This is a genomic window from Hymenobacter terricola, from assembly GCF_017921975.2.
In the GTDB taxonomy this organism is placed as follows: Bacteria; Bacteroidota; Bacteroidia; order Cytophagales; family Hymenobacteraceae; genus Hymenobacter; species Hymenobacter terricola.
This window is the reverse complement of record NZ_JAGEMO020000021.1, coordinates 17,034-33,286: the sequence shown is the minus strand read 5'-3', so window position 1 is coordinate 33,286 and position 16,253 is coordinate 17,034. Positions and strand designations below refer to the sequence as shown.

Annotated in this window: 15 protein-coding genes; 6 read left to right on the top strand and 9 right to left on the bottom strand. The window is 63.3% G+C overall.

What is annotated here, in order from left to right; all coding sequences use genetic code 11:
* Positions 1 to 7: 7 nt before the first annotated feature.
* The 4 genes from J4G38_RS15500 to xseA form a co-directional block, all read right to left on the bottom strand.
* On the bottom strand, positions 8 to 727 hold the full coding sequence (locus J4G38_RS15500; protein WP_210517877.1) for a hypothetical protein: 720 nt from the start codon (positions 725 to 727) through the stop codon (positions 8 to 10).
* A gap of 27 nt (positions 728 to 754) precedes the next feature.
* Positions 755 to 1,075 carry a hypothetical protein gene (locus J4G38_RS15495; RefSeq protein ID WP_210517875.1) on the bottom strand — a complete coding sequence of 107 codons (321 nt, stop codon included), beginning with the start codon at positions 1,073 to 1,075 and terminating at the stop codon, positions 755 to 757.
* Positions 1,076 to 1,177: 102 nt separating this feature from the next.
* Positions 1,178 to 1,507 carry an exodeoxyribonuclease VII small subunit gene (xseB, locus tag J4G38_RS15490; RefSeq protein WP_210517873.1) on the bottom strand — a complete coding sequence of 110 codons (330 nt, stop codon included), beginning with the start codon at positions 1,505 to 1,507 and terminating at the stop codon, positions 1,178 to 1,180.
* A 1-nt stretch (position 1,508) separates the two neighbouring features.
* Entirely contained in the window at positions 1,509 to 2,915 is a 1,407-nt protein-coding gene (xseA, locus tag J4G38_RS15485; RefSeq protein WP_210517871.1) for an exodeoxyribonuclease VII large subunit, read from the bottom strand.
* Positions 2,916 to 3,055: 140 nt separating this feature from the next.
* Here xseA and J4G38_RS15480 point away from each other — a divergent pair, with 140 nt between their 5' ends.
* The 3 genes from J4G38_RS15480 (at position 3,056) to J4G38_RS15470 (ending at position 8,981) form a co-directional block, all read left to right on the top strand.
* On the top strand, positions 3,056 to 5,128 hold the full coding sequence (locus J4G38_RS15480; RefSeq protein ID WP_226163452.1) for a M13 family metallopeptidase: 2,073 nt from the start codon (positions 3,056 to 3,058) through the stop codon (positions 5,126 to 5,128).
* Between the two features lie 159 nt (positions 5,129 to 5,287).
* The gene (locus tag J4G38_RS15475; RefSeq protein WP_210517869.1) at positions 5,288 to 7,390 is read left to right on the top strand and encodes a M13 family metallopeptidase; all 2,103 of its coding nucleotides are present in this window, start codon (positions 5,288 to 5,290) and stop codon (positions 7,388 to 7,390) included.
* A gap of 157 nt (positions 7,391 to 7,547) precedes the next feature.
* Positions 7,548 to 8,981 (top strand): hypothetical protein, encoded by a 1,434-nt coding sequence (locus tag J4G38_RS15470; RefSeq protein WP_210517867.1) that lies wholly within the window; start codon positions 7,548 to 7,550, stop codon positions 8,979 to 8,981.
* Positions 8,982 to 9,196: 215 nt separating this feature from the next.
* Here J4G38_RS15470 and J4G38_RS15465 read toward each other — a convergent pair whose 3' ends face one another.
* Positions 9,197 to 9,937, bottom strand: a complete 741-nt coding sequence (locus J4G38_RS15465) for a peptidylprolyl isomerase (RefSeq protein ID WP_210517865.1) — start codon at positions 9,935 to 9,937, stop codon at positions 9,197 to 9,199.
* 138 nt (positions 9,938 to 10,075) lie between these two features.
* Positions 10,076 to 11,287: a zinc dependent phospholipase C family protein gene (locus J4G38_RS15460; protein WP_210517863.1), complete on the bottom strand. Its 1,212-nt coding sequence runs from the start codon at positions 11,285 to 11,287 to the stop codon at positions 10,076 to 10,078.
* 135 nt (positions 11,288 to 11,422) lie between these two features.
* Between J4G38_RS15460 and J4G38_RS15455 the strand changes: the two genes are divergently transcribed.
* On the top strand, positions 11,423 to 12,040 hold the full coding sequence (locus J4G38_RS15455; RefSeq protein WP_210517861.1) for a hypothetical protein: 618 nt from the start codon (positions 11,423 to 11,425) through the stop codon (positions 12,038 to 12,040).
* Positions 12,041 to 12,071: 31 nt separating this feature from the next.
* On the opposite strand, the gene J4G38_RS15450 is transcribed toward J4G38_RS15455, so the two are convergent.
* Positions 12,072 to 13,370 (bottom strand): metal-dependent hydrolase family protein, encoded by a 1,299-nt coding sequence (locus J4G38_RS15450; RefSeq protein ID WP_210517859.1) that lies wholly within the window; start codon positions 13,368 to 13,370, stop codon positions 12,072 to 12,074.
* Between the two features lie 72 nt (positions 13,371 to 13,442).
* Between J4G38_RS15450 and J4G38_RS15445 the strand changes: the two genes are divergently transcribed.
* Both J4G38_RS15445 and J4G38_RS15440 read left to right on the top strand, forming a co-directional pair.
* The gene (locus tag J4G38_RS15445) at positions 13,443 to 13,697 is read left to right on the top strand and encodes an acyl-CoA-binding protein (RefSeq protein ID WP_210517857.1); all 255 of its coding nucleotides are present in this window, start codon (positions 13,443 to 13,445) and stop codon (positions 13,695 to 13,697) included.
* A 46-nt stretch (positions 13,698 to 13,743) separates the two neighbouring features.
* Positions 13,744 to 14,826, top strand: coding sequence for a hypothetical protein (locus tag J4G38_RS15440; RefSeq protein ID WP_210517855.1), 1,083 nt, complete (start codon positions 13,744 to 13,746; stop codon positions 14,824 to 14,826).
* A 266-nt stretch (positions 14,827 to 15,092) separates the two neighbouring features.
* Here J4G38_RS15440 and J4G38_RS15435 read toward each other — a convergent pair whose 3' ends face one another.
* Positions 15,093 to 15,512, bottom strand: coding sequence for a hypothetical protein (locus J4G38_RS15435; RefSeq protein ID WP_210517853.1), 420 nt, complete (start codon positions 15,510 to 15,512; stop codon positions 15,093 to 15,095).
* Positions 15,513 to 15,561: 49 nt separating this feature from the next.
* Positions 15,562 to 16,140, bottom strand: coding sequence for a hypothetical protein (locus J4G38_RS15430; RefSeq protein WP_210517851.1), 579 nt, complete (start codon positions 16,138 to 16,140; stop codon positions 15,562 to 15,564).
* Between the last annotated feature and the right edge of the window lie 113 nt (positions 16,141 to 16,253).

Genomic DNA, 16,253 nt, shown 5'->3' with positions numbered 1-16,253 from the left:
CCAGAGGTCAGAAGCGAGCCAGTTTGCCGGCGGCTGCAGTATTCTCATTTGCGGCTGTCAGCACGGTGGCATTGCCTGGCTTTGCGCGTAGGAAAGCCAGGGTCAGAAAATAATTGAAGACCAGGCCCGATACGGAAACAAAGGAAAACTTCACGTAAAAATTAAATTCAGAGGCTGGCATCAAATCTGTGCTAAAGGCCGTGACCGTGCCGGCTGAATACAGCAGCTGCCCTACACTCAGCAGCCACAGCGGGTCATGCGTGGGGCGGCGAGTGGCAGGGCCGTTTAGGGTTTGCTCAAGGTAAAGCAAAGCAAACCCGGCAAGCAGGGCACATTGCGTCACCCGGCTAACGGAGGCTGCCACCAGGCTAATACTGAAGCTGAAGCCAATTACGCCGACCACCATGGCTATGCCTGCCAGAGTGAGCCACAACACCATGCGACGAGTGCTGGCCAGGGTTAATACCTGGTAGTACACCGCGCCAAACAGCACGGTTTTGCCCAGGTTAAAGCCGACGATGAAGCAGTAGTTGGTCGGCAAGTAAGCCGGATACAGCAAATAGGCTCCCGCCGATGAGGCGAGGGACAGGTACACGTACCAGCTCAGCAGCTTTATGGGCGGCGAAAAATGCTTCCTTCGCCACCATACCACTGTCATGGGCACCACTGTGCTCGCCTGCATGACGTACACCAGTCCCAGCATGATTTGTAGTAGTATTTCGGCCATAGCTGGGCGGTAAAGCGGTGGGGGCATTTAACTATTAAGCACGTTCGACACGCCACTACGCGGCGGGCCGCTGGGCACATCATCTGCCACGATGAAGGTGCCGTAAATCTGGTCATCTTCGTCGGTATTGGCCCCCACGGCTACCAGCTTGGACACCGAGCCGTCGAGCCCATAGTAAATGCGAATGCCCATGCAGCCGGGTTGTTTCAAAATCTTCTGAAGAATGTCGCACCCAAAGAAATAGGAGTAAACCTCATTGGGCTGTGGGTGGGCTGCCCGGTAGTTACCGTTCCACTCCTGCGCCTTGCTGATGTCAATCGCGCTACCTTCAGAACCATTAAATGCCATAAAATTTTGCAGAAAAAAAATTGAAACAAAAGAAGTTTGTATTGGATGAATGCGCCAAATATAGGCATTGGCGCGAAAGAACGATATTAAATTAAAAAATATCTACCACGCCCGGCCCGGCCCACCGGCCAGGTCGTCGTGCTCATCTGCTTCCTCCCCATCGTCGTCCTCTTCCACTTCTTCGTCCTCATCACTTGTTTCTTTAGGCGGCTCATCCTCATTATCTTCCTCATCCTCATTCTCTTCCTCTTCATCGAGCGTGTCGAAGATGCGGTCAAGCGAGGTTTCGGCGTGGCGCAGCTTGTGGCGGCAGAGGCGAATGAGCTCGGCCGAGCGTTCGACGCGGGTGGTGAGGTCGTCCACATCCACGGCATCGGTTTCGAGGGCGCGGAGGATGGTTTCCAATTCCTCAATGGCTTCGCGGTAAGTCATTTTATGTTGTTCGTTGTCTGTTGTTCGTTGCTGGTTGTCCGGGGGATTTTGGGGAGGCAGTACGGACCGATAACTGCTCGCTGTTCGCTGCTAACTGAACCAGTCGCAGCTCGGCGCGGTGCAGGTGGCGCTCCAGGGCCAGCTGTAGCTGGAATCGGCGGCGCAGCAGGTTTTCGCGTCGCCGATGGTGGTGGCGGCTGAACCGTTTTAGTAGCACCCGTCCGCGCCGGCGCAGGCCTTGGTGTTCGTGAGCCAGGGTGCGCCGGGCCGCCTGCGGCAGCTGGTGTCGGAAGCGCCCAAGACTAACGGCCAGCTGCCGCAGCTGCTCGCGCGGGCCCTGGACGGCCTGCCGGGCACGGGCGCGCAGGGCATCGCGGGCATCGTCGAGCTGGCGGTGGGCGGCGTAGCGGCCCCGGCCGCTGAGCTGGTCGAGGCGGGCGTGGCGCTGGCTGAGCTGGCGGCGGGCCAGCGCGGCTACCTGCTCGCCCAGGCCCACCACCACGGCCTCCAGCCGGGCCAGGCGCTCGACCAGAAAGGCCGCGACGGCCGTTGGGGTTTTGAGGGCGCGGTGGGCGGTGAGGTCCACCACGGCCTCGTCGCGCTCGTGGCCAATGCCGGTGAGGACCGGCAGCGGAAATGCCCCCACGGCCGCCGCCAAGCCATATTCATCGAAGGCCAGCAAATCGGTGCGGCTGCCCCCACCCCGGATAATCACCACAGCATCGAACTGCCCGCGCCGGGCCCGCACGCCATCCAGTGCCGCCCGAATGCTGGCCGGGGCCTCGTCGCCCTGCATGGCGGCCGGAAACAGCGTGAGCGCAAAATCATAAGGTGCCTCCTGCAATTGCTGCACAAAATCCTGAAAGCCCGCCGCGGTGGGCGACGAAATAACGGCCAGCCGCTGCGGCGCCAACGCCAGCGTGAGCAGCTGCTGGCGTTCCAGCAGGCCTTTTTCTTCCAGCAGGCGCAGCGTTTTCAGGCGCTGCAACGCCAGCTCGCCCACCGTGTAGCTGGGGTCGATGGCCACCACATCCAGGCTCAGGCCATACTGCTCGTGAAAGCGCACCTGCACCCGCAGCAGCAGCTTCAGGCCGGGGCGCAGGGGCTGGCCGGTGTGCCGCTCAAACGCCGGGGCCAGCTGCTGGTAGCGCTGGCTCCAGAGCGTGGCCCGGGCCTGGGCTTTCACGGGTACGCCGCTGCCGTCGGTGGTTTGCTCGGTGAGGGTGAGGTAGCAGTGCGCGCCGGCGAAACGGGGCAGGGTAAGCTCGGCCACTTCGGCCACTACCCAATAGGAATCGGCCAGTTGCTGCTGCAGCGCCTGGCGCACCCGGCCCAGCAAGTCGGCCAGGCCCAGCGGGGCGGGGGGCAGAACGGGGGGAAGCTCCGGGCGGCGGTTGTAGAGCGGCATGGGTGCAAGTTACGGGGAGCAGGCGGTGCAGTGGCGCTGGAAGAGGAACCCACGCGGATATTTGCGGCGTTCGTGCAACTGCTGTGAAGGCCAAGTGTCCCTAACTTCACGGCATTATTTCCCAACCTAATTCCCACTTCATGATTTCAATGTTTCTTGCACGGCGGCTAAGCCTGGCCGTTCTCGGTTTGGGCAGCCTGGCTGCCACCATCGCGGCCGGGCCGCCCACCACGCCTCCCACCACCCCGCCGCAGAAGGGGGTTGGCATCAACATCGCCAACATCGACCCGTCGGTGAAGCCCTGCGAGGACTTCTTTCATTACGCTTCGGGCAACTGGCTCAAAAACAACCCCGTTCCGGCCGCTGAGTCGCGCTGGGGCTCGTTTAATGAGCTGGCCGACCACAACAACGCCACCCTGCGCGCCATCCTGAACGATGCCGCCAAGAATGCCGCCAAGGCCCCCAAAGGCTCGAACGCCCAGAAAGTAGGCGATTTTTACGCCTCGGCCATGGACTCGGCCGCCATTGAGGCGGCTGGCCTCAAGTACCTGCAGCCGCACCTGAACCGCATCGCGGCCATCAAGGACCTGAGCGAGATGCAGCAGTTTCTGGCCGACCCCAAGGCGCACGCCGGTAGCGTGTGGTACGGTTCGGGCGTGGGCCAGGACGATAAAATCAGCACCCAATACGCGGTGCAGCTGGGCCAGGGCGGCCTTTCGCTGCCCGACCGGGACTACTACTTAAAGGAAGACGCCCGCTCGAAAGCCATTCGCACGGCCTACGACGCGTATCTGGTGAATACCTTCAAACTGCTCGGCGATGACGAGGCGGTGGCCAAAGCCAACGCCGCGACCGTGCAGCGCATCGAAACCCGTCTGGCCAAAGCCAGTAAAAGCCGTGTCGACCTCCGCGACCCCTACGCCAACTACAACAAGATGACGCTGGCCCAGGCCGACGCCGCCTACCCCAACCTGACCCTGCCGCTGGCGCTGAAAGAAAACGGCCTGGCCGCGGCCAAGGAAGTCATCGTGGGCCAGCCCGAGTTCATGAAAGAAGTGAACACCATGCTGAAGGAGGAGCCCCTGGCCGACCAGAAGCAGTACCTTCGCTTCCACTTGGTGAACAGCGTGACGCCGGCCCTGCCCAAAGCGTTTGGCGACGAGAGCTTCAAGCTGACGCAAGTGCAGACGGGTGCCAAAAAGCAGCAGCCCCGCTGGAAGCGCATGTTGGGCTCGACGGACCGCGCCTTGGGCGAGGCTTTTGGCCAGCTCTACGTCGACAAGGCTTTCTCGGCCGTATCGAAGGCCAGGGTGAAGCAGATGATTGAAAACCTGCGCGTGGCCTACGCCGAGCGCATCAAGGCCACCGACTGGATGAGCGCCGGCACCAAAGCCGAAGCCCTCAAAAAGCTGAACGCCTTCACCGTGAAAATCGGCTACCCCGACAAGTGGAAGGACTATTCGAGCCTGAACATCTCGCGCGAGTCGTACCTGAACAACCTGTTTGCCGCCCAGGAATGGGCCAACAAAGAGGAAGTCAACCACTTTGGCAAGCCGATTGACCGCAACGAGTGGGTCATGACGCCGCCCACGGTGAACGCCTACTACAACCCGCCGATGAACGAGATTGTGTTCCCGGCCGGCATCCTCCAACCCCCGTTCTACGACCCCAAGGCCGACGACGCGGTGAACTACGGCGGCGTGGGCGCCGTGATTGGCCACGAAATGACCCACGGCTTCGACGACCAGGGCCGCCAGTACAACGCCGAAGGCAACCTGAAAGACTGGTGGACCAAGGAGGACGCCGACAAGTTCAACGCCAAGGCCGACATCGTGGGCAAGCAGTTTGACGCCTTCATGCCCTTGGATTCGGTGCACGTGAACGGCAAGCTGACCATGGGCGAAAACCTGGCCGACCTCGGCGGCCTCACCATTGCTTATCAAGCGTTTGAGAAGACCCCGCAAGCCAAGGCCCAGGCCAAGATTGAAGGCTTCACCCCGGAGCAGCGCTTCTTCCTGGCCTACGCCCAAATCTGGCGCACGAATGCCCGGCCCGAATACCTGCGCCAGCAGGTGCAGACCGACCCGCACTCGCCGGCCCAGTTCCGCACCAACGGCCCGCTGATGAACATGCCCGAGTTCTACAAAGCCTTTGGCTGCCAGGACGGCAACAAAATGATGCGCGCCCAAGCCGACCGCTCCAAAATCTGGTAAGCCCGTCGGTAGCACATTGTAAGTAAAAAGGAAGAATGAGGGATTTAGCAAAATTGCTAATCCCTCATTCTTTCTTTTTATTTTTTGCATTTTTATCAGCAATCGGGTGTTGTAACTTGCACTTCGCATTAATTAGACCGTTTTATTTTACTTTTCACTATGACCCATTTTTTATTTGTGCGGCGTGCGGCCTTGTCGGTGGCGGTGCTGGGCCTGGTAGCCGGAACAGCGCAGGCCCAGACTAAAGTCAAAACCAAGTCCAGCAGCGTGGGCAAGACGAAAGCCACTGTCCCGGCTGTCCCAGGCCAAACGGGGGTTGGCGTTTCGCGGGCCAATATGGACCTGACGGCCTCGCCCTGCGACAATTTCTTTCAGTATGCTTCGGGTGGCTGGGTAAAAAACCATCCCATCCCGGCGGCTGAGTCGCGCTGGGGTTCTTTCAACGAATTGGGCGACCGCAACCAGGCCATCGAGCGCCGCATTTTGGACAAGGCGGCCAGCGACCGCATGGCCAAGCCCGGCACCAACCTGCAAAAAGTGGGCGACTTCCACGCCGCCGCCATGGACAGCATGGCCATCGAAAAAGCCGGCCTGAAATACCTCCAGCCGCGCCTGAGTCAGATTGCGGCCATCAACGACCTGCCCACCATGCAGCACTACCTGGCCGACCCCAAGTCATTTGCCACGGGGTGGTACGGTTTCGGGGTGACGCAGGACAGCAAAAACAGCACGCAGTACGCCGTGCGCATGGGCCAGGGCGGCCTCTCGCTGCCCGACCGCGACTACTACCTGAAGGACGACGCCCGCTCCAAAACCATTCGGGCCGCGTACCAGACCTACCAGGTCAACATTTTTAAGATGCTGGGCGACGACCAGGCCACGGCCGAAAAGAACGCCGCCGCCGTCACCCGCATCGAAACCCGCCTCGCCAAGGCTTCCCGCACCCGGGTGGCCCTGCGCGACCGCGAGAGCAACTACAACAAGCTAACCGTGGCCCAGGCCACCGCCGACTACCCCAACCTGAACGTGCCGCTGCTGCTCAGGGACAGCGGCCTGGCCGATGCCAAGGACATCATCGTGGGCCAGCCCGAATTCCTGAAGGAAGTGAGCGCCATGTTCAAAGAAGAGCCCCTGGCCGACCAGAAGCAGTACCTGCGCTGGCACCTGGTGGCGGCCGTGACGTCGGCGCTGCCCAAGGCCTACGGCGACGAATCCTTCCGCTTCGCGCAAGTGCTGAGCGGCGCCAAGCAGCAGCAGCCCCGCTGGAAGCGCGCCCTGCGGGCCACCGACGGCGCGTTGGGCGAAGCCTTTGGCCAACTCTACGTCGACGAAGCCTTCAGCCCCGAAGCCAAGGCCCGCGCCAAAGCCATGGTGGAAAACCTGCGCACCGCCTACGCCGAACGCATTCAGGCGGCCGACTGGATGAGCGCCGCCACCAAGGCCGAGGCCCTGAAAAAGCTGAACGCCTTTGCGGTGAAAATTGGCTACCCCGACAAGTGGAAGGACTATTCGGCCCTCACAATCTCGCGGGAGAGTGCCCTGAACAACCTGTTTGCCACCGCCGAATGGTCGTCGCGGGACAACCTCAAGAAGTTTGGCAAGCCGATTGACCGCGGCGAGTGGAACATGACCCCGCCCACGGTGAACGCCTACTACAATCCGAGCATGAACGAAATCGTGTTCCCGGCCGGCATTCTGCAGCCCCCGTTCTACGACCCCAAGGCCGATGACGCGGTGAACTACGGCGGCATCGGCGCCGTGATTGGCCACGAGATGACCCACGGCTTCGACGACCAAGGCCGTAAGTCGGACGCCAGCGGCAACCTGCGCGACTGGTGGACCAAGGAAGACGGCGAAAAGTTTGTGGCCAAGGCCGCGGTAGTGGGCAAGCAGTACGACGCCTTCACGCCGCTCGATTCGGTGCACGTAAACGGCAACCTGACCATGGGCGAAAACCTGGCCGACCTCGGCGGCCTCACCATTGCCCACCAGGCCTTTATGAAAACGGCGCAGTACAAGGGCGGCAAGTCGATTGACGGCTTCACGCCCGAGCAGCGCTTCTTCCTGGGCTGGGCCCGTATCTGGGCTTCGCACGCCCGCCCCGAGTACGTGCGCCAGCAGGTGATGACCGACCCGCACTCGCCCGAGGAGTTCCGCACCAACGGCCCGCTGCAGAACATGCCGGAGTTTCACGCGGCCTTTGGTTGCAAGGAAGGCGACAAGATGGTGCGCCCCACGGCCGACCGCGCCAAAATTTGGTAAGGCATTTGCATAGCATCCATTGAATCACGCACGGAAAACTGTTTCCGCGCCCGATACGAGAAGGTCCGCTCCCCTTGGGGGCGGGCCTTTTTAATTGCGGAAGTTCTGGGTTATTAATAGAGTAAATTGTATATTTGGTAAACTAACCTTTGAGCTGATGAAACGACTATACTTTGCCCTACTGTTGGCTTTGGTGGCTATTTCTCAAGCTGCTATCGCCCAGGTACTGACCATTGACGGGGCCCAGGTGACGGTGCAGGCCGGGGCTACGATTAGCGCAAGCGGCGGTGTGCTCAACAAAGTGGGCGGCACCCTCACCAACGACGGCACCGTGGAAGTGGCCGGCGATTTCACCAATGCCGGCACGGTGGCCGCCGGCACGGGCCTGCTGCGCTTCACCGGCGCGGCCGACCAGACCGTGACGCCCGGCGGGGCCAGCTTCTACCGGATGGAAGTGGCCAAACCCACCAGCAACACCACCGCCGTGCTGCTGCCAGCCAGCACCGCCCTTATCATTACCAACCAACTTCTCCTGACCCAGGGCATGGTGCGCACCCCGGCTACCTCAACCGTTTTGCTGCCCGATGGGGCCACTGTGGTGGGCGAAGCTACCGGCCGCTACGTGGTGGGCAACCTGCAGGTGCAGCGCGCCGCCGTAACCTCCTTAGTGGATTTTGGCAACGGCCTGAGCCTCGACGGCACCGGCCAGGCCCTGGGCGCCGTGACCGTGACGCGCACCGCCGGCCTGCTGTTGCCCAACGTGAGCTACGGCACCAACCTGAATAACAACACCAAAGGCATCGACCGCATCTGGACCGTGGTGCCCGCCGCGCAGCCCACCGCGCCCGTGCCCTTCACCCTCACCTGGCTGCCCGACGATAACAACGGCCTGGCCACCACCTCGCCGGTCCGGCCCTGGCAGCAGGCCACGGCGGGTACGGCGTGGGGCCGGCTGGGCACGCCCTCCGCGTTCACCAGCTATACGGTGAGCGCCACGTCGCCCACGCTGGCCCGCTTCACGGTGAGCAGCGAGGCCAACCCGCTGCCGGTGGAGCTGCTCACCTTTGAGGCCGCGCCTGACGGCCCGGCGGCCGTGCAGCTGCGCTGGGCCACGGCTTCGGAAAAAGATAACGCCGGCTTCACGGTGGAGCGCAGCCTCGATGGCCTGGCGTTCGATGGGCTGGGCTTTGTGGCCGGCCACGGCAACGCCACTTCGCAAAATACCTACGGTTTCCGCGATGCACACCTGCCGGCCAAGCGCGACCTGCTGTACTACCGCCTGCGCCAAACCGACCTGAGTGGCCAAATCACGTACTCGCCCGTGCGCTCCGTGCGCCTCGAAGGGGCTGAGCCCGGCTTCCACGTCTATCCGACCATTGCCGAAGGCGGCCACGTTTATTATGAATACACCGGCCCGGTAGCCCCGGCCACGCTTGAGGTGCTGGACGCCGTGGGCCGCGTGGTTTATCACCAGGCTTCCGACGGCGGCAGCCTGGGCGAGGTGCCCGTAGCGGGCCTGGCCAGTGGGGCCTACGTGCTACGCTACCGCACCGGTACGGCCGCCTACCAGGCCCGTTGCGTGGTGAAGTAATCCGCCTGAATTTTACTGAAAAGGCCCGTTTCCAGTCGAAAATGGGCCTTTTTGGTGTGTAAGTAGTGGTGCAGCGGTAACCGTCTGGTTGACGCCTGCGCCGGTCCGACTGCCCTAGGCGGTCCGACCGGTTGTCGTTGTTTACTGAACCGTTCTCCCTTCAACCGGTCGGACCGCCTAGGGCGGTCGGACCGGCGCAGGCGGATACTGCGGCGCTATTTCACCACTTCCACTTTCATGGTGATATCCCTGACCGGCCACTTGTCGGACTCCACGGGCTCGTTGGCAATTTTATCGACCACGTCCTGGCCCTCGGTTACTTCGCCGAAAACCGTGTACTGGCCGTCGAGCGAGGGCACGCCGCCCACTTCGGCGTAGGCCCGCACCTGGGCCGGCGAGAGCTTGCGGCCGGCCATGGCCTGCGATTGGTTGGGGGCCAGCTTTTCGCCCACCACAAAGTAGAAATCGGTGTTGGACGACAGGCGGTGGGGGTTCTGCTCGTCGTCGTAGCGGGCCATGCCCAGGGCGCCTTTCCGGTGGAAATGCCCGGGCCGGATTTCGGGCGGCAGGCGGTACCGCTTCAGCCGGATGGTGCGGGCGTTGTAGGTCTGCCCGCCCTGCACGGCAAAGTCCTTTACCACGCGGTTGAACATGGTTTCATCAAACACGCCCTTGCGGGCCAGCAGCAGGAAATTGGCCCTGTGGATGGGCGTGTCGTCGTACAGCTTCACCCGAATGGTGCCCAGCCGGGTATGCACCAGCACTTCGGAGCCGGGGTATTGGCGGCCGTAGGCCAGCAGCGCGGCGGGCGCGGCGCTGTCGGTGAGGGTGGCCAGGTCGGGGCCGGGAACAACCGGAGCGGTTTTGGTGGGGGCGGTGGCGGGCGGCGCCTGGTTGCAGGCCGCGAGCAACGCCAGGCCAAGCATGGCCAGCCGGCTGGTAAAGGAAGTGGACATGAGAACAGGAGTGGGACCGAAGACCTGGGCAAGATAAGAATTCGGGCCGGGCCAGACCGGCAAGTACCGCCACAAAAAAGCCCGTACCGGGCGGTACGGGCTTTTTCAAGAAGGCTTGCAGAAGTTAGCCAGGCGGTTTTACCACTCCAGCTTGGTGGCTTTTTGCTTGGTTTTCTCGCTGCCGGCCTTGCTTTTGGTTTTCACTTTGACCTTGTCGGTCGCTGGTGCCGGAGCACTCGCAGGCGTGGCGGCCTCGGCTGGGGCCGGGGCTTCGGCGGGGGTGGGCTCGGTTTCTTCGGCGGGCGGCGCGGCCATGTCCTTCGCCGATTTGATTTCGTCGACGGTTTCCACTTTTTTGGCTTTCTGCTGGGCCAGCAGCAATTGGTCCTGGGGCAGGGTGTTTTTCTTCCAGGCCGCAAGCTCGGTGGCGAGCTTTTCTTTTTCGTCCTTGCTGGGCTTGCTGGGCGTCATCATGGGGCCGAGGTCGGGCTTGCCGCCGTCCTGCCACGCCGTGAGCCAGAGCGACGACACCAGGGTAGGGGCTCCTTTCAGCCGGAAATCGACCATGCCGCCCACGCCTTTCTCGTAGGCATCGGCGAAGGCGTCGGAGAAGCGGCGCGTGGTTTTGCCGTACTTGTGGGCAAAGGTGTAGCGCACGTCGGGCTTCATCACCTTCTCGATTTTGCTGGCCCGGTCAAAGGTTTCGCCCAGGAAGCCGTAGCTCTGCTGAATGACCTCCCAGACGGCCGTCAGCGGGTCTTTCACGTACTTGGCCGGCTCGCCGTCCAGCTTGTAGTCGTTGATGAACCGCTCGGGCAGCTGGCTTTCCCAGAGGCCGTGCAGGCCCTTCTGGTCGGTGAGCTGGCCGTCGTAGTTGATGGTGGTGTGCAGCGGCACGAAGGCATCGGCCACGTAGTGGCTCAGCTCGGCCGAATACTTGATGATGCGCAACGTATCGCGCTGCCGGAATGCCTCGGTGAGGTTGTCCTTCATTTCAATGATGACCCACGGCACGGTGCCGTACTTCTTCAGCGTATCGGCCGTAAATTTCTCGGTTGCTTTGTCGTACTGCCGGGGCATTTTGCCGAAGGGGTCGTCTTCGGAGTAATGGTCCATGTCGATGAAGTGCTTGGGCGCTTCGGTGGGGTCGTCGTTGCGGCGCTCGTCAGGGGCCGTGCTTTGGGCCACTATTTCGGCCATGTGCCGGTAATAGAACGCCTGCATGGCCGATGGCAGCTCGTACACCGCCACCTGGGCAATGGTGCGGTGGCCGAAGAAACCCCAGGCACCGGCGGTGCCGTGGGCAAGCGTGAGGGCCGCGAGCAGCAGCGGCAGCAAAGTCTTTTTCATGAAGGAGGGAATGATTACCGGGGCGGCGGAAGTTGTGCTGCCCAAAGTTCGGCAATGGCCACCACATTCTGCGGCCCGGTTAATCCCGGCCAGGATGGCTACCGTAGATTTGCCGGGCACCTGCCCCTGTTTTGTATGCGTTTCGCTCCGTTCTTGCTTATTGGGCTGCTTGCGTCCGGGCGGGCCCAGGCCCAGCAGCCGGGCCCGCCGCCGGGGGCCTATCGCTCGGCTGCGGCCTACCGGCACCGCCAGCCCCGGCCTGCCGGCACCGATGCTTTTTACCCCGACAAGCGCGGCCAGCTGGTGGTGGTGGCGCTGCAGGGCGCCCGCAGCGTGAAGCTGCGCGTGGCCCCCGACAGCGTGTGGGGCTACGTGTCGGGCAAGGGCCACACCGTCCGGTTTTATCGGGGCCAGGAATACCAGCTCGAGCACGCCGATACGCTTTGCGTGTATTCCAGCACCACCGTGCTGGTGGAGGATGCGCGAATGGGCCCCGTCATTGCTACACCGGGCGGCATTGGCGGGCAAACGCTGAACACGTACACGCCCCGCTATTTTTTCAGCCTCGGCCTGAGCGGGCTCATCTTTCCGCTCACCCCGCGCTACCTGCGCGAGCTGTACGCGGCCAGCAATCCGCGCTTCGCCGGGGCCGTGAGCTCCCTGCGCATCGACCAAAGCCTGACCGATTTCGACCGCAAAACCGGGTTCTACCGCGTTACCACGCTCTACCAGCAGTCGGTGGCCGGGCACTAAGAAATGCCTGTTCCTCATTAAGCCAAAGGCGTTATTCCTGCCGGTACGTCACGCCGGCTTTCATCACGAAGGTGGGGCGCAGCAGGGCCGTAATATCCTTCAGCGGGTCGCCGTCCAGGGCCACCACGTCGGCGTATTTGCCGGCCTCGATGGCGCCCAGGTCCGCCGTTTCACCCAGCAGGTCGGCGGCGTTGAGGGTGGCCGTGCGGATGGCTTCGAGCGGCGACATGCCGGCCTCGGTCATGTAGCCGAACTCCTTGGCGTTCTGGCCGTGGCGGTACACGCCGGCATCGGTGCCGAAGGCCACGCGCACGCCGGCCTTGTGGGCCCGGGCAAACGTGCCCTGCATTTTGGTGCCCACGTCCAGGGCCTTGGCGGCGATGACGGGCGGGAAATACCCCGGATGGGTGCGGGTGGTATCGGCCACCGACTTGCCGGCAATGAGCGTGGGCACGTACCAGGTGCGGGTTTTGGCCATTAGCGCAATGGCTTCGTCGTCCATCAGCGAGCCGTGGTCGATGCTGGTGACGCCGGCCCGCACGGCCCGCTTGATGCCCTCGGCGCCGTGGGCGTGGCAGGCCACGCGCATGCCCAAATCGCGGGCGGTTTCCACAATGGCGCGGATTTCGGCTTCGGTGTACTGGGCGCCGGTGCCGTCCTTGCTCAGGTCGAGCACGCCGCCAGTGCTGGCAATTTTGATGAGGTCGGCGCCGCGCTTGAACTGCTCGCGCACGGCCTGCCGGCACTGGTCGGGGCCGTTGGCGAGGTTGATGGGGTGGCCGGCCCTGGTTATCTGGTCTTCATTCAGGCCATCGGTGTCGTCCATGTGGCCGCCGGTGGCCGAAATGGCCATGCCCGCCGAGTAGATGCGCGGGCCCGGCACCAGCCCCTGGGCCACGGCATTGCGCAGGCTGGTGTTCACACCCGAGCCGCCGCAGTCGCGCACGGTGGTGAAGCCGGCCCGCAGCGTGGTCAGCGCGTAGCCCTGGGCGCGGAAGGCCACGTCAGCCGGGTTCAGCGTGAACTGCTCGCGGAAGTTGTTGCGGCTCGACTGCGATTCGAGGTGGACGTGGCAGTCGATGAGGCCGGGCAGCACGGTGCGGTTTTCGAGGTTGATGACCTTGTCCTGCGGGCCGCTGGCGGCGGTGTAGCCGCTTTGCACAGCCGTAATCCGGTCGCGTTCCACCACAATCGTTTGCTGGCTGAGCAGCTTGCCGCTGCGCACATCGAGCAGGTGGCCGCAGTGCAGGTAGGTTTTTTGGGCGAAGCCGGCTGGTGCGGCCAGCAGCAGGAGGGCCGTAGCCCCGGCGTGAATAGATTTGCGCGTCATACGTTTGTGTGAATGGGCCGCCAAGGTACAACCCGGTTTGGCTCATATTTACCCTCCATTTAACCCCTCCAGATGACCACGCAGGAAGAATTCGAAGCCGCCAGCCAGCGCGCCCAGCAGCTGCCCAGCAAGCCCTCCAACATGGTGCTGCTCCAGCTCTATGCCCTCTACAAGCAAGCCACCGAAGGCGACTTAACCGGCGACCGCCCCGGCGGGTTCGACTTCAAAGCCATTGCCAAATTCGACGCCTGGAACGGCTTGCGCGGCACCAGCAAAGATGCCGCCCGCCAGCAGTACGTGGAGCTGGTGGCCGAGCTGGCGGGGTAAGGGAAGCCGTTGCAAACAAGAACGTCATGCTGAGCGCAGCCGAAGCATGACGTTCTTTTATTTTCGCCCCCTTTTCCATCCCACCACCTTGGAAATCTCCCACAAAAAACCGCCGTACCCCATCACGCCTGCGCTGCGGCAGTACCTGCGCGCCTACGACCGCGAAACGCAGCTGCCCGTGACCTACGCCGATTTGCGCCATTTCACGGGCTCGTTTCCGCTGCTGGACCGGACGGGGCACGACACGCTGTGGCAAACCGTGTTTTTTGAGCCCCAGGCCCTGCGCGAGCTCAGCCAGGGCCTCACCGAAGTGTATGCGCTGCTGAAAACGGCCGGCGACCTGTCCTTCACCGAGCACCTGCTGGCCGACCGGGTGGACTACTGCGAGTTTGGGAATTCGAAGCCGTTTCGGGTGCGCATCGTGAACCAGCTCAACGACAATTACGACTACTTCTATGTGAAGCAGGCCGATGCCTCGCGGCTCTACGGGCTGGAGCTGGAGCACCTGCTCTCGCCCAATTCGATGAACTTTCTGGTGAGCGGCGACACGCTGATTGAGGAGCACATAGTGGGCATTCCCGGCGATGACTTCATCCGGCTGCACCTCAGCCTGCCCCACCTCAACCAGGTGCGCCTCGCCAAGGAGTTTGTGAAGTTCAATGAGCGCTGCTTCGTGCGGTTGCTGGGCGACATGCGGGCCTACAACTACGTGATTGCCGTGACGCCCGACTTTGAGGACGAGCAGTACCGCGTGAAGGCCATCGACTTCGACCAGCAGAGCTACGAGGGCCGCCGGGCCATGTACCTGCCCCAGTTTTTCAAGGACAACGCGGCCGTGGTGGAGATGTGTGCCCGCCACCTCAAGCCCGAAACCCTGCGCCAGTACCAGACCGAGGAGCGCGCCCTGATGGCCCGCCGCGCCCGCGCCGAGCGCCACCGCCTGCGCGACCTGCTGGACGTGATGCGCCGCCACGAGCTGGCCCCGCCCGAAAAAGTGGCCCAGCTCAAGGCCGAGCTCAACCGCTACCACCGCACCACGGCCTTCGCCAGATGCGACTCGATGGGCGACATCGTGCGCCAGAACCTGTGGCTGATGCTGGGCAGCGTGGCCCGGCCGGTGGGCGGGTAAGGGCGCGGCGGCTACGCGGCCCACAACAAAATGCCCCGGCCGCGCAACGCAACCGGGGCATTTTGTTGAATGAAGAGGTAAGAGGGCTGTCCGCCCCTACTCCTAAGTAGTCGTTCGGAAGTAAGCGTAGATTCCGGTCTGACCGCTCTAGGCGGTCTGACCGGTTGTCGTCAGGGCGGAATTGTTCTCCCGACAACCGGTCAGACCGCCTGGGGCGGTCAGACCGGAATCTACGCTTACTTCCGAACGACTACTTAATTGCTGCCTCAAACCGTCAGCGTGGCCTCGCGGGCCTCAATGGCCGTGACCAGGGCCGTGGCTTCGGTGTTGGTTTGGTGGGCCATTTCGAGCTTGAATTCGAGCAGGATTTTGTCGTCGCCGCCGTGGGTTTCGCTCTGGTCCACCAGGGTGTTGCGGCGGCGCAGGTAGCTGGCCATCTCGTTTTCGGTGTCGCGCTTTTCCTTGCCTTCGGGCAGGGTGAGCAGGTCGGCTTGCACGCCGGTGAGCTTGGTGTTCAGCCGGGTGATTTCGGTCTTGCGGGCGGCGGGGTCGCCGAAGGTCTGCAAGGTGAAGGCGAGGGTGCTGGCTTCGGCGCCGGCTTCGTCGCGGCGCAGGCGCATCGGCAGGAGGGCGGCGGCGCAGTCGGCCTTGGTCAACAGGTCAGGGAGGGAGTAGGTACCGGCCATGAGGGAAAAGGGAATTTGGTTGGTGAGGCAGCAGGATATAGTAATTTTTCTAAGCAACCCGTTCGTCGGCGGTTTTGGCCAGTTCGCCGGCCAACATTTCGGCTTCGGCCAGCAGGCCGGCCAGCCGGGCGCGGAGCAGCGCCGTGGGCACGGGGCCGCTGCGCTCGTCCCACTCGGCGCGCGCCCCGTTGAGCAGCAGCGTGAGCTGGCCCAGCTGGTCTTCGCGGGCACGGGGCGGCAGGGGCTCCTCGGCTTCGGCCGCCGCCAGGGCGGTGGGCAGGGCCCCGGCGGCGGCCAGCCGGGCGCGGGCGGCGGCGGCGCGGGCCGGCAGCTCATACGTGAGCCGCAGCTGCAGGCGCTGGGCCTGGGCGCGGCACTGGGCCAGGCGGTGGCGCAGGGCGGCCACATCGGGCGGGGGCAGGGGCGTGGCCGGGGCTAGGCTAGCCGCTTGCAGGGCCCGCAGGCGCGGCCAGGCGGACGCGGGCAGGAGCCGCCCGGCGGTTTCGACTTGCGCGACGCGGGCCTGCACCACGCCCAGCAGCCGGGCCATGTCGGCTTGGGATAGGCCAAAATAGGCCCTCAGCTCCGCCAGCAGCCCCGTGCCGGTCGGTGTAATGATGGGAACCATACCTGAAAGTAGCACGCTGAACCGGTGCCGGGCTTCGATGAGCCGGCAAGATAAGCGGGCGCCGGTATTAAAACGGGCGGGGGTCCGAAAACAATACCAGTGGGGTGGTATTG

Bases quoted from the DNA above. Each gene is read 5' to 3' on its own strand.
- J4G38_RS15500 (WP_210517877.1), bottom strand. From the start codon at position 727: ATGGCCGAAATACTACTACAAATCATGCTGGGACTGGTGTACGTCATG.
- J4G38_RS15495 (WP_210517875.1), bottom strand. From the start codon at position 1,075: ATGGCATTTAATGGTTCTGAAGGTAGCGCGATTGACATCAGCAAGGCG.
- xseB (WP_210517873.1), bottom strand. From the start codon at position 1,507: ATGACTTACCGCGAAGCCATTGAGGAATTGGAAACCATCCTCCGCGCC.
- xseA (WP_210517871.1), bottom strand. From the start codon at position 2,915: ATGCCGCTCTACAACCGCCGCCCGGAGCTTCCCCCCGTTCTGCCCCCC.
- J4G38_RS15480 (WP_226163452.1), top strand. From the start codon at position 3,056: ATGATTTCAATGTTTCTTGCACGGCGGCTAAGCCTGGCCGTTCTCGGT.
- J4G38_RS15475 (WP_210517869.1), top strand. From the start codon at position 5,288: ATGACCCATTTTTTATTTGTGCGGCGTGCGGCCTTGTCGGTGGCGGTG.
- J4G38_RS15470 (WP_210517867.1), top strand. From the start codon at position 7,548: ATGAAACGACTATACTTTGCCCTACTGTTGGCTTTGGTGGCTATTTCT.
- J4G38_RS15465 (WP_210517865.1), bottom strand. From the start codon at position 9,937: ATGTCCACTTCCTTTACCAGCCGGCTGGCCATGCTTGGCCTGGCGTTG.
- J4G38_RS15460 (WP_210517863.1), bottom strand. From the start codon at position 11,287: ATGAAAAAGACTTTGCTGCCGCTGCTGCTCGCGGCCCTCACGCTTGCC.
- J4G38_RS15455 (WP_210517861.1), top strand. From the start codon at position 11,423: ATGCGTTTCGCTCCGTTCTTGCTTATTGGGCTGCTTGCGTCCGGGCGG.
- J4G38_RS15450 (WP_210517859.1), bottom strand. From the start codon at position 13,370: ATGACGCGCAAATCTATTCACGCCGGGGCTACGGCCCTCCTGCTGCTG.
- J4G38_RS15445 (WP_210517857.1), top strand. From the start codon at position 13,443: ATGACCACGCAGGAAGAATTCGAAGCCGCCAGCCAGCGCGCCCAGCAG.
- J4G38_RS15440 (WP_210517855.1), top strand. From the start codon at position 13,744: ATGACGTTCTTTTATTTTCGCCCCCTTTTCCATCCCACCACCTTGGAA.
- J4G38_RS15435 (WP_210517853.1), bottom strand. From the start codon at position 15,512: ATGGCCGGTACCTACTCCCTCCCTGACCTGTTGACCAAGGCCGACTGC.
- J4G38_RS15430 (WP_210517851.1), bottom strand. From the start codon at position 16,140: ATGGTTCCCATCATTACACCGACCGGCACGGGGCTGCTGGCGGAGCTG.